Source organism: Pseudomonas sp. SIMBA_067 (assembly GCF_046534675.1).
Classification (GTDB): Bacteria; Pseudomonadota; Gammaproteobacteria; order Pseudomonadales; family Pseudomonadaceae; genus Aquipseudomonas; species Aquipseudomonas putida.
Genome location: NZ_JAWRYH010000265.1, coordinates 1 through 286, shown reverse-complemented (window position 1 = coordinate 286; position 286 = coordinate 1). Strand labels below are relative to the sequence as shown.

Sequence of the window (286 nt, the reverse complement as noted above, 5' to 3'; positions counted from 1 at the left end):
GGTGCGACAGCTCTATCGCTACCAGCTGCGGTTGTTCGTCATCACCCCAGGCAGTGATGAGCGCGCGGTCGATCTGCAAGGCACCTGAACACCAAGCCTTGCGGCCAGCCAGGCGCACCTGCTCGCCCTAGCGTCCGACGATACGTGCGCGGGCATTCGGCGGTTCGGCAGCCCACACGCCCCAGATACCCTCCTGGGCGTGGTGCGCGGCGCCGCATTCGGCAAGGATCGCCAAGGCATCGGTATGCCCTTCGAACAACTTGCACAGGCGCAAATCATGCCCAGC

General features: G+C 65.0%; 1 pseudogene. It reads right to left on the bottom strand.

Annotated features, from left to right (window positions below):
• Nucleotides 1–286, bottom strand: a pseudogene (locus SB765_RS29025) (acyl-CoA dehydrogenase); the annotation flags it as partial.